Below are 10,716 nucleotides of genomic sequence, written 5' to 3'. Positions count from 1 at the left end.
CTGTTGAGATGTCGAGACCCTCCGAGGGACGTGAACTCGTGATGAACACTCCTGCACCCGTCGCCCGTGCCTTTGCGCCTGATCTCGCTCGCGGGTTCATGCTGCTGCTCATCGCGATGGCCAACGTGTCTTGGTTTCTGTACGGACGCGACTTCGGCATGGCCGGCGCGCATCCGCTGGATGGCACGGCGCTCGACCGGGCGCTGCAAGCCTTCATGATGATCGCTGTCGACGGAAGGGCGTATCCGCTCTTCGCGTTTCTCTTCGGCTACGGCATGGTGCAGTTCACACGCTCGAGGATTGCGCGCGGCATTGAGTATCGCGAAGTGCGGCGGATGCTGCGACGTCGTCACTGGGCGATGCTGCTAGCGTTCGGCTTGCCCCACGCTGCGCTGCTGTTCATGGGTGACATCGTCGGCGCGTACGGACTGGTTGGACTCGTGCTGGTCGGCATATTCTTCGATCGCACCGATCGCACGCTGACGATCTGCGTGTGGGTGCTGGCCGGTCTCATGGCGCTGTTTGCGGTCTTCAGTCTGGTTGGCGGGATTGCCGCTGCGGTATTCATGCCGACCGGAGCACTCGAGTCTGCGGACGTCTCACGCGATCTCACGGTTGCGACAGAGAGCTACCTCGCGAGCATCGGCGGCAGGCTCATGATGTGGGCGTCGATCGGAGTCGTGCAGGGCTTCTTCAGTGCTGTTCCGCTCTGCATTCTGCTCGGCTGGCTGGCTGCGCGTCACGGTGTGCTCGACGACCCTGCCCGTCATCGTCGTCTGCTGACGCGCGTCGCCGTAGTCGGCATCCCTGTCGGGCTGCTCGGCGGCATGCCGACGGCGCTGACGCATCTTGGGGTGTTTGGGCTGCCTTCGTGGGCGTTCTCTGGTGTCGACTTCGTGCTCGGGGCAGCCGGAGCGCTCGGCTATGTCGCGCTGTTTGGGCTGATCGCGGCCCGCTGGCAGAGTGCGCCGCCTGCTGTCGCGCTTTGGATCGCTGCGGTCGGCAAGCGGTCGCTAACCTTCTACCTGCTGCAGTCGCTGGTGTTCGCGCCGCTGTTCTCGGCGTGGGGGTTCGGGCTGGGAGGCTCGGTTGGCACTGCAGGGGCGCTCGGGATCGCAGTGCTCGTCTGGATCGTCTCGGTGCTGCTGGCAGTGCTGCTCGAGTCGCGCGGCGCTCGCGGCCCGGCTGAGGTGCTGTTGCGCAGACTGACGTACGGGCGACAGCGGACGGATGCTGCTGCCAGATAGCCTGGCGGCATGAGCATTCCCGTATATCGACTCAACGACGACTTCGAGATTCCCGCTGTCGGCTTCGGCACTGCCGAATTGCTCGGCGACGATGCGTACAACGCGGTGACCAGTGCGATCGCGATGGGCTATCGCCTGTTCGACACCGCGATGCGCTACGACAACGAAGAGCCTGTCGGCCGCGCGATTCGCGATGCCGTGCAGTCGGGTGCCGTGCGCCGCGACGAGATCACGCTGCAGACGAAGCTGCCCGGTCGCGATCACGGCTACGACGAGACAAGGCGCTCGATCGAAGGGTCGCTCGAGCGCCTCGGCCTCGAGCAGATCGACCTCTACGTGATCCACTGGCCGCTGCCGCGCATCGACAAGTACGTCGAGTCGTTCAGGGCCATGATCGACGCCAGGGCTGATGGCCAGCTGCGGTCGGTCGGCACGTCGAACTTCATGCCCGAGCACCTGCAGCGGGTCATCGACGAGACAGGCGTGACGCCTGCTCTCAACCAGATTCAGGTCTCACCCGATCTGCCGCGCGACGAATGGCGTGCAGAGCACGAGCGGATGGGTGTGCTCACCCAGGCGTGGAGTCCTATCGGCGGTCTGCACGGCCTGGGTGACGACACTCGCCAGGTGTTCGGCGTCATCGCCGAAGAGCACGGCGTCAGCTTCGGACAGGCGATGCTGCGCTGGCACACCCAGCAGGGCATCCTGCCGATCCCCCGGTCGAGCAGCCCTGAACGACAGAAGCAGAACCTCGATGTGTTCGGCTTCGACCTGACCGAGCAGGACTTCGCGAGCGTCGCCACGCTGGCAAAGCCCGTGCATCCCGAGTGGGACCCGGCGACGCACGAGGAGTTCTAGAACCCGCACAGCGCATCCGTCGTCCTGCTGAACTCCTTTTGGAGTTGCAGCCGGTCAACTCTTCGCGTCGGCTGTGTCTGCCTTCTCGCCATCCTCAGAATCCACAGTCTCGACCGGACCGGTGCCGGGGTGGCGCAGCTCGAGCTTTGCTCCCTCGACGTCGACGTTCGGCAGGATGCGGTCGAGCCACTTCGGAATCCACCAGGCTGACTTGCCCAGCAGGTGCATGACCGCCGGAATCAGCAGCAGTCGCACCACGAAGGCGTCGAACAGCACACCGACCGCGAGACCGAAGCCCATGGGCTTGATCATCGACGCATCGCTGAAGATGAACGCGCCGAAGACCGAGATCATGATGATCGCCGCGGTGATCACGACAGCGCGTCCGTTGCGCAAGCCCAGCTGCACCGACTTGCGTGCGTCGTTGCCGTGGGCGTACGCCTCACGCATTCCGGATGCGACGAACAGCTGGTAGTCCATCGCGAGTCCGAAGAGGATACCGATGAGGATCGTCGGCAGGAAGCTCAGCACCGGGCCAGGAGCGTGCACCCCGAACAGATCCGCCAGCCAGCCCCACTGATAAATCGCGGTGATGGCGCCGAACGATGCGAACAGCGACAAGATGAATCCGATCGTCGCAGTCAGCGGCACCAGCAGCGAGCGGAACACGAACACCATGATCACGAACGAGAGCCCCACGACCAGTGCCAGGTAGCCGGGAAGCGCATCCGCCAGCTTCTCTGACACATCGATGTTGCCGCTTGCTGTGCCAGCGACGCCGATCTCGATGTCACCGTCGAGCGGCGACATGTCTCGCAGCGTGTGCACGAGCTGCTCGGTCGACTCTGCCGACGGCCCCTCTTCAGGAATCACCTGGAAGGCGATGACCGACTGGTCGTCGTTGGTGGCGATCGGTGCGACTGCGCGCACGTCGTCGAGGTCGCCGAGCTGCTGCGCGATCTCGAGTTGCTGCGATACCAGGTCGTCGTCGCTCACCGCTTCATGGGTATCGGCCACGACCAACAGCGTGCCGTTCATGCCGGCGCCGAAGTTCTCGTCAATTGCCGTGTACGCCTTGTACTGCGTCGAGTCTGCGGGCTCGGCTGCGCCAGTGGGCATACCGAGGCGCATGGAGAGCGCTGGGATCGCGATGACCAGCAGTAGGATGACGCTGAGCACGCCTGTGAGCACGGCGCGGCCGGTGCGCATCGGCTTCACCGAAGCCGACGACACGCGTTCGATGGTGCCCGCCTCGACTGCGCGACGCTCCTTGCGGCTGAGTGCGCGAATCCCGATCAGTCCCATGATGGCCGGGGTGAGGGTGATTGCGATGAGCACGGCCACTGCGACGCAGAGTGCGCCGACGTTGCCCATCAGGCCGAGGAACCCGATGCCTGACACGTTGAGGGCAAGCAATGCCACCAGAACGGTCGCACCGGCGAAGACGACTGCGTTGCCCGAAGTGCCGTTGGCGAGGCCGATCGACTCGTGCAGGTCGTAGCCGTCCTTCAGCTGCTTTCGGTGGCGGTTGATGATGAACAGCGAGTAGTCGATGCCTACTGCCAGCCCAAGCATGACGCCGAGCACCGGTGTGACCGACATCATCTCGATGGTTCCAGAGAGTGCGAGCGCTGCGGTCGTGCCGATGCCGACTCCGACGATTGCCGAGAGGATGGGCACCACTGCGGGGAGGATCGCGCGCATCAGCACCAGCAGGGCGATGAGGGCGATGACCACGCCGACTGCCTCACCCGGACCGAGGATTTCAGGGATCGCCATCGTGAGCTCGTTCGAGAACTCAGCGGTGACGCCCTCGGGAAGACCGTTCTCGATCATCTCGACAACGGGTTCCTTGGTCTCGGGAGTGATGTCAAAGAGCGAGTCGGTGAACATGACCGAGCCGACTGCTGTGGATCCGTCTTCAGATACCTGACGGATCTCGGAGGCGAGGTCGAGCAGTGCGCTGCCGTCTTCGAGCTGCTGCAGTCCTGTCTCGTAGTCGGCTTCGCCGTCTTCGATCTCCTTGAGGCCCTGGTCAAGTTGCTCCTGCTGCGACTCGAGCTCAGCGAGCCCCTGGTCGAGCTGCTCCTGCTGAGCTGCGAGTTCAGGCACCATCGCGGGGTCGATGCCGGCGGCCTCAGCCTGAGCTTTCGCATCGTCGAGCTGGGATTGTCCGTCTTCGAGCTGCTGGCGTGCGTCGTCGAGCTGCTCCTGACCGCTTTCGAGCTCTTCGCGACCGCTGTCGAGCTGTTCGCGGGCGTCGGCGAGCTCGCCGCGACCGTCTTCAAGCTGTGTGCGCTGGTCTTCGAGCTGCGCCTGCGTGTCGAACGGGTCGATGCCCTGCTCGACCCCGTCGAGTTCTTCAACGTCTGCCAGCAGCGTGCCGAGCGCATCCCTCTGCTCCTGCGTGAACTCGCTGCCGTCTTCGGTCTGGAAGACGATCGAGCCGGTGGCTCCCGATGTGTCTGGAATCTCTTCTGCCAGCTTGTCGGTGACCTTCGACGTCTCGGTGCCGGGAATGTTCACCGTCGATACGAGTGTTCCGCCGAATGCGAGGAATGCACCCACGCCCAGTCCGAGCAGGATCAGCCATGAGGCGATGACAACCCAGGCGCGCTTCGCGGAGAAGCGGCCGAGCTTGTAGAGCAGTTCTGCCACAGTGTCTCTTTCTCTTGAATGGAGTCAGTGTTCGTGCAAGTGAGGAGGTTCGCCTGCGCGCCAGGTGGCGGCGAGGCGAGCGAACAGCGCGTGAAACCGGATGCGCGATTCGGGTGTGATCGAAGCGCCGTCGGTGTGCAGCAGGGGCTCTGCGTTGAGCCAGTGCTTTGCGACGGTCTCCATTCCTGCGATGACTGTGGCGATGATGAGGTCGGCGTCGAAGCGGTCGAGCACGTCGCTTGCGCTGACGATCTGCTCGACGATCTCTTCGCTCATGTGTGTGAAGGCTCCGTGGAAGAGCTGGTGGGAGTGTGCCGTGTAGCTCGGCTTCATGCCCATTGTGCTCATGAAGTAGGCGATGACTTCTGGAAGCACGTCGGTGTCGAGCACGTCTGCGAAGATCGCCAGCACTGCGCTGCGATCGAGCGGCTCGGCTGCGTTGGCGAGCGAGGTCTCGAGTGCGTCGCTGAAGACAAAGAGCCGCTCGACGCCCACGTGGATCAGAATCTCGTCGAGCGACTCGAAGTGGTTGAAGATCGTGCGGCGCGAGACATCGGCCTGCTCGACGAGCTCGTCGACCGAGAACCGGCCGGGGAGATCGCCCTCAATGAGTGCGGCAGCCGCGGCCAGGATCTGCTCGCGGGTGCGCTGCTTCTGCGCCAGGCGGCGATCGGGTGCGGGAGTCTCAGCGGTCACTTGGGTATACTAAGTGCAACGATGCACTCAGTGCAATCTGAGACTCCCGGCGTGTCGACAGGACGTGTCACAGGGCCCGTCTATATGTTGCGATCGGCGTAGACGTGCAGAGCGTCGCGCACGAACGCAGGTCCTTCGGGCGAGACTCGGTTGTAGTTGGCGGCAAATCGCTCGTCGTCGACGTACATCTGTGAGATGCCCTTGAGCATGTCGGCTTCGAGCTGCTGGCCCTGCCATGATGCTGTCATCCAGCCGACGTGCCGCTTCGCAACCTCTTGCGCCCGGTCTGACGCGGGGTCGACCCCTTCGGTGATCACGGCATCCCACTGAGCGTTGAGCTCGTCGAGCTGCTTGCGGAAGTCGTGCTGCCCATCCGTTCCCAGGTCGCTCCACCAACTGTCGCTGCGGTCTGCTGCCTCGCCGCCCCAGCGCTCTCGCACTTCGGCGTCGTACTTCGTGTGGTCGAATCCGTCGAACATCTGGTTCGGCATGATTGTGTCTCCTTTTTCTATGGCCTTGATGGTTGCGTCGACTGCGGCCAGCTGGTCGTCGACGCGGGTGCGCTCCCGCACGAGGTGCGTGCGGTGTTCGCGCAGCGCCTCGGCGTCATCGGTGCTGCCGTCGAGCACGTCGGCAATGGTCGTGAGACGCATTCCGGTGTCACGGAGCAGCAGGATGCGCTGCAGGCGCAGCAGGGCGCGCTGGTCGTAGGTGCGCATCCCGCCGGCGATCGTGTCGGTCGGCTCCAGCAACCCGGTCTGGTCGTAGTGCCTGAGGGTGCGCGACGAGATGCCGGTGGCCTGTGCGACCTCCTGAATCGTCCATTGCGTGTGTGTCATGATTCAGGTCTACAGGTTGACGCCGCGTCAAGCGCAAGCCTGTGGCTCCTGCGTCCAAGTTCGGGCCAGTACAGTGTGGACATGATCCTCGTACGTGTTCGCAAGGGCGTTGCCAGCGCATTCTGGAAGCTGTCGCCATGGAAGCTCGTTCGCGAAGACAAGCCGGTCGAGGGGCCGCGCATTCTGCTCGGTGCACCGCACACGTCGAACTTCGACTTCGTGCTGATGCTCGGCATCGCCTGGGACGCTCGCATGAACATCCACTGGCTCGGCAAGAAAGAGCTGTTCAAAGGCATTGCGGGCCCGATCATGCGCGGACTCGGCGGCATTCCCGTCGACCGCAAGAATGCAGCGGGGGTTGTTGAAGAGGTCGTCGAGCGGGCACGGGAGGATGCGCGGTTCCTGCTGGTCGTGACGCCTGAGGGCACGCGAAGCGGCAAGGGGTGGCGAAGCGGCTTCTACCGCATTGCGATGGGGGCAGACCTGCCGGTCACCCTCGGCTTCGCAGACGGCAGCACGAAGTCTGCGGGACTCGGACCGACCATCCGACTGACTGGCGATGTGTCATCGGACATGGATCGCATTCGGGAGTTCTACGCAGACAAGACGGGTGTGCGACCGGAATACCGCACCGAACCGCGCATGCGCGACGAGAGCGCTCTGAAGTTCTGAGCTGCTAACCCGAGATGGCCTGAGCGACCGCTTCTGCGAGAGCGAGGTGGCCCTGGTCGTTGGGGTCGACGATGTTCTCAGAGAGCAGAGCCGGGTCAGACAGGGGCTGCCCAGTGTCGATGTAGGTGACGCCAGTCTGCGACGCTGCTGCCTCGACGGCTCCTGCCACTTCAGCGAGTCCGATCGGCTGCTCGGTGGCGTCCCACCAGGGGTTCACAACGAAGATCTGGGCGTTCGGCAGCGCTTGCGTCAGCTGTCCGAACAAGCTTGTCGCGGCCTGCTGGATCTCGAAGGGAGGCTCGCCCACGTCGTCACGGCCGCCGGAGATCACGACGACGTCAGGTTCAGCAGCGATGATCTGGTCGACAAGGTCGCCGTATGCAAGACGCTCGGCGCCGTCGACGACTGGGGAGGCGAGGTAGCCAGTGCCTCCCTGAGCGAGGTTGACTTCATCCCAGCCCTGCTGCTCTGCGAGCAAGGCTGTCCAGCGGCTCTCGGGGAATGTTGCGCCGGCACCGGTTGCGTATGAGGCGCCGACGAACACTGCGACCGGCAAGTCTTCGTCGGTGTCTGACGACGGTCTGCTGTCGGCAGCTGCTTCGGTCGGCGATGACGAAGGTGGCTGGATGCTCGGCGCCGGTGTGTGCGTGGCTTCCGGGGCGATGCTGTGCGACCGAAACAGCAGTGCCCAGGCGACAACGGTGATGATCAGCAGAATTGCGAGGCCGCCTGAACGTGCCCACGGCATGAGGGCGTCCCTGTGCAGCAAGGATTTCACTGGCTGATTATTGCATGACTCTTCAAAGCATTGGCGGGCAAACCAATTCTCATGGGGCTCAAGAGTCAGTGCTCACAGAGGCAGAACGGATGGCCGGCAGGGTCGGTGAACACGGCGAACTGCCCGTCGTCGCTCGGCTGCACCGTGTGCTTGATGGCCCCGCTGGCGATTGCCAGCGGCTCGGCTTCTGCGATCGAATTGACGTAGAAGTCCATGTGCGCCTGCTGGGGTGTGCTGCCGGTCGGCCACTCGGGTGCCCGGTAGTCGTCGATCTGCTGGCATGCGATGTGGAAGCCGGCTGTCGTGCCTTCGGGCGGGACGACGTTCACCCAGTCTTCGCTGGCCGGCCCGATCTGCCAGCCGAGCAGTCGAGCGTAGAAGTCTGCGAGCGCTCGGGCGTCGGGACAGTCGAGTGCGAATACAACCTGCTGAGTCTTCAGTGAAGTGCTCATGCGAACAGGGTACGCCTGTGCCACGATCGTTGCATAGCAAAAGGGGGCTGTCATGACCAAGGACACGAAGTCAGGTTTCAGCGACGCAGAGCGTGCTGCGATGCAGCAGCCCGCTGAAGAGCTCAAGTCGATGAAGGGTGTGAAGGGTGTCGCCAAGCGTCAGCGCGAGTTTCAGGCGTGCCTCGATGCGATCGCAGAGCTTGCAGGGTCTGACCGGCAGGTTGCCGAGCGCTTTCATGTGATCGTGAGCGAAGAGGCGCCCGACCTCGAGCCGAAGACCTGGTACGGATTCCCGTCGTATGCTTCCGATGGCGAGGTCGTGCTGTTTGTGCAACCCGCTGCGAAGTTCGGCACACGGTACGCGACTGTGAACTTCAGCGAGAAGGCGAATGTCGACGACGGCGAGTGGTGGCCGATCTCGTATGCCGTTCTCGAAGTGACGGATGCGGTGGAGCAGCAGTTGCGCGCGCTCGTTCGCAAGGCGGTCGCCAGCTGATGCTCGCGTAGAGTCTATGGGGCGCCCTGTCTGGCGCCGACTCAGCCACGGAGGCCCCATGACTCAGCCGACTCCCGCATCCGCGCCCTTGAGACCCTCTCGGTATCGGATCGAGCCGACGGTGCTGCAGGCTCTGCGCAGCCCGCGGCTGCTGAGTCGTGAAGTGCTGGCGGGGCTCGTCGTGGCTCTTGCGCTGATTCCCGAGGCGATTGCGTTCTCGATCATTGCCGGGGTCGACCCTCGTGTGGGGCTGTTCTCGTCGTTCGTGATGGCAGTCTCGATTGCGTTTCTCGGCGGCCGTCCTGCGATGATCACTGCTGCCACGGGGGCTGTGGCGCTCGTGATTGCGCCGCTCGTGCGCGAATACGGCATGGATTACCTGATCGCCACGGTTCTGCTTGCCGGACTGCTGCAGATCGTCTTTGCGCTGCTCGGTGTCGCGAAGCTGATGCGCTTCATTCCCCGGTCGGTCATGGTCGGGTTTGTGAATGCGCTCGCGATTCTGATCTTTGTGTCGCAGGTGCCGCAGCTGATCGGTGTTCCGTGGCTCGTGTATCCGCTCGTCGCTGTCGGGCTGCTGGTGATCGTGCTGTTTCCGAAGCTGACGAAGGCGGTTCCCGCGCCGCTGATTGCGATTGTGCTGCTGACTGCTGCCGTTGTCGCGTTCGGGTGGACGGTGCCGACAGTCGGGGACCAGGGCGAGCTGCCCGAGACGCTGCCGGGGCTGTTCATTCCGAATGTTCCGTTCACGCTCGAGACGCTGCAGATCATTGCTCCGTTTGCCCTCGGCATGGCTGCCGTCGGTCTGCTCGAGTCGCTCATGACGGCGAAGCTCGTCGATGACATCACCGACACGCATTCGCGCAAGACGCGTGAGGCGTTCGGCCTGGGTGTTGCGAACGTGCTCTCGGGAGCATTCGGCGGCATGGGCGGCTGCGCGATGATCGGCCAGACGATGATCAACGTGAAGGTGTCGGGTGCGCGCACTCGCATCTCGACGTTCTTGGCGGGTGCGTTTCTGCTGGTGCTCGTTCTGGTGCTGGGCGACATCGTTGCGGTGATTCCGATGGCTGCTCTGGTGGCGGTCATGATCATCGTGTCTGTCGGCACCTTCGACTGGCACAGCATCAAGCCCAGCACGCTGCGTCGCATGCCGAAGAGCGAGACTGCCGTGATGCTGATCACGGTGATTGCCACGGTGTGGACTGACAATCTCGCAATCGGCGTGGGGCTCGGCGTCATCACTGCGATGGTGATGTTCGCTCGCCGGGTTGCGCACTTCGTGACCGTGAAGCGCACTGTGAAGGGTGTGGGCGAGGATGCGGTTGCGCACTATGCGGTCGACGGCGAGCTGTTCTTTGCGTCGAGCAATGATCTGACGACGCAGTTCGGGTACACCGATGACCCCGACCGGGTGGTCATCGACATGAGTGCGTCGCATGTGTGGGATGCCTCGACTGTCGCGGCGCTGGATGCGGTGGTCACCAAATACGGCCGCTTTGAGAAGGACGTGCGGATCGAGGGTCTGAATCCCACGGCTTCCGCCCTGCACGGACGCCTCAGCGGCAACCTCGGGGCTGACGGCTGATGAGGTCAAGGGCGCAGTTGAACTCGTAGTCCTCGCCGCACGCTTCAGAGATGAGGCCCCAGATTCTGTTGCCGAGCACATGCATGGCGTGGTGGGTGCGGCAGGGGGCTGAACCCGCCGGCGCTGAAGTCTGCAGACAGAGCTCCCGGGCCATCCAGCACTGTGAAGCGGTCGCGGGGCGAATGCGTGAAGCAATGCACTGCAGCGCGGGCATCATCTTCGGATGTTCCTGGTTGCTTTCCATTTCTGGGTTCGGGAGTCGCGGGTCAGTTTCAGGTGCTCGAGATGGACTTGGTGATGATGAAAATTGCAGAGGTTGATGCCGTTGTCGAGGTCGGTTGTGCCTCCGTGTGACCAGTGTTTGATGTGGTGTGCTTTGGACTTGCCCTAGTTAGGCGGACAGTTGCTTGTTCATTTTTGCGTATTCAATTG

General features: G+C 63.5%; 10 protein-coding genes and 1 pseudogene. 5 read left to right on the top strand and 6 right to left on the bottom strand.

What is annotated here, in order from left to right:
- Nucleotides 1-41 precede the first annotated feature (41 nt).
- Together CZ674_RS01970 and CZ674_RS01965 are read left to right on the top strand one after the other, a co-directional pair.
- A complete protein-coding gene (locus CZ674_RS01970) occupies nt 42-1,247 on the top strand; it encodes a DUF418 domain-containing protein (RefSeq protein WP_234988379.1) in 1,206 nt (401 codons plus the stop codon).
- Nucleotides 1,248-1,256: 9 nt separating this feature from the next.
- On the top strand, nt 1,257-2,105 hold the full coding sequence (locus CZ674_RS01965; RefSeq protein WP_086990746.1) for an aldo/keto reductase: 849 nt from the start codon (nt 1,257-1,259) through the stop codon (nt 2,103-2,105).
- A 54-nt stretch (nt 2,106-2,159) separates the two neighbouring features.
- Here the strand turns inward: CZ674_RS01965 and CZ674_RS01960 are convergent, their stop codons facing one another.
- From CZ674_RS01960 to CZ674_RS01950, 3 genes are all read right to left on the bottom strand, one after another.
- Nucleotides 2,160-4,763 (bottom strand): MMPL family transporter, encoded by a 2,604-nt coding sequence (locus CZ674_RS01960; protein ID WP_086990744.1) that lies wholly within the window; start codon nt 4,761-4,763, stop codon nt 2,160-2,162.
- A gap of 24 nt (nt 4,764-4,787) precedes the next feature.
- Nucleotides 4,788-5,459 carry a TetR/AcrR family transcriptional regulator gene (locus CZ674_RS01955; RefSeq protein ID WP_086990742.1) on the bottom strand — a complete coding sequence of 224 codons (672 nt, stop codon included), beginning with the start codon at nt 5,457-5,459 and terminating at the stop codon, nt 4,788-4,790.
- 80 nt (nt 5,460-5,539) lie between these two features.
- Nucleotides 5,540-6,298 (bottom strand): MerR family transcriptional regulator, encoded by a 759-nt coding sequence (locus CZ674_RS01950; RefSeq protein WP_086990740.1) that lies wholly within the window; start codon nt 6,296-6,298, stop codon nt 5,540-5,542.
- 81 nt (nt 6,299-6,379) lie between these two features.
- On the opposite strand from CZ674_RS01950, the gene CZ674_RS01945 reads away from it, so the two are divergent.
- Nucleotides 6,380-6,970, top strand: a complete 591-nt coding sequence (locus CZ674_RS01945; RefSeq protein ID WP_086990870.1) for a 1-acyl-sn-glycerol-3-phosphate acyltransferase — start codon at nt 6,380-6,382, stop codon at nt 6,968-6,970.
- 4 nt (nt 6,971-6,974) lie between these two features.
- On the opposite strand, the gene CZ674_RS01940 is transcribed toward CZ674_RS01945, so the two are convergent.
- The gene (locus CZ674_RS01940; protein ID WP_143244593.1) at nt 6,975-7,748 is read right to left on the bottom strand and encodes an SGNH/GDSL hydrolase family protein; all 774 of its coding nucleotides are present in this window, start codon (nt 7,746-7,748) and stop codon (nt 6,975-6,977) included.
- 65 nt (nt 7,749-7,813) lie between these two features.
- Nucleotides 7,814-8,200, bottom strand: coding sequence for a VOC family protein (locus CZ674_RS01935; RefSeq protein ID WP_086990735.1), 387 nt, complete (start codon nt 8,198-8,200; stop codon nt 7,814-7,816).
- A gap of 52 nt (nt 8,201-8,252) precedes the next feature.
- Between CZ674_RS01935 and CZ674_RS01930 the strand changes: the two genes are divergently transcribed.
- Nucleotides 8,253-8,696 (top strand): hypothetical protein, encoded by a 444-nt coding sequence (locus tag CZ674_RS01930; RefSeq protein ID WP_086990732.1) that lies wholly within the window; start codon nt 8,253-8,255, stop codon nt 8,694-8,696.
- 58 nt (nt 8,697-8,754) lie between these two features.
- Complete coding sequence (locus tag CZ674_RS01925) at nt 8,755-10,284, top strand: SulP family inorganic anion transporter (protein ID WP_086990730.1); 1,530 nt, start codon at nt 8,755-8,757, stop codon at nt 10,282-10,284.
- A gap of 213 nt (nt 10,285-10,497) precedes the next feature.
- Here the strand turns inward: CZ674_RS01925 and CZ674_RS13900 are convergent.
- Nucleotides 10,498-10,653: pseudogene (locus CZ674_RS13900) on the bottom strand (HNH endonuclease signature motif containing protein); the annotation flags it as partial.
- Nucleotides 10,654-10,716: the final 63 nt, after the last annotated feature.

This window comes from Agrococcus casei LMG 22410, assembly GCF_900163565.1.
GTDB lineage: Bacteria > Actinomycetota > Actinomycetes > Actinomycetales > Microbacteriaceae > Agrococcus > Agrococcus casei.
This window is presented reverse-complemented; position numbering and strand designations above follow the sequence as displayed.